Here is a 505-nt window from a genome sequence, read left to right on the forward strand (position 1 = left end):
ACACTGAACGCCAGGTCACCACGGAAAAGCCCGCTGATGCGGGTTTTTTTCTGCCTCATGTTTGACTGTTGTTCCTGTGGGTTGCATCGTTTCACCGGTTTTTAGATTTTTTTGAAAAAAACTTCAATTAAATCAACACTTTATAAAAACCTGTGGCATAATGTGCCCCGCAACGAAGGTAAAGGGTGATTAGCTCAGCTGGGAGAGCGTCTGCCTTACAAGCAGAATGTCGGCGGTTCGATCCCGTCATCACCCACCACTTTCAACGCTACGCGCAGCGGTAGTTCAGTCGGTTAGAATACCGGCCTGTCACGCCGGGGGTCGCGGGTTCGAGTCCCGTCCGCTGCGCCATATTCGGTAACCTGGAACACTGAACGCCAGGTCACCACAGAAAGCCCGCCTTGTGCGGGCTTTTTGCTGTCCGGAATTTGGCCGGGCATCAATGAAAAAGCGACCTTGGGGTTAATGCCCGTCAATTAAGCGTTAATGCGATCTGTAGCAGCTG

At 51.7% G+C, this 505-nt stretch carries 2 tRNA genes; both read left to right on the forward strand.

Going from position 1 to position 505, the window contains the following annotated elements:
- Positions 1-183: 183 nt before the first annotated feature.
- Positions 184-259: transfer RNA gene (locus tag PMI28_RS12155), tRNA-Val, on the forward strand.
- A 15-nt stretch (positions 260-274) separates the two neighbouring features.
- Positions 275-351, forward strand: a tRNA-Asp gene (locus tag PMI28_RS12150).
- Positions 352-505 lie beyond the last annotated feature (154 nt).

The sequence above is a fragment of the Pseudomonas sp. GM48 genome, from assembly GCF_000282335.1.
In the GTDB taxonomy this organism is placed as follows: domain Bacteria; phylum Pseudomonadota; class Gammaproteobacteria; order Pseudomonadales; family Pseudomonadaceae; genus Aquipseudomonas.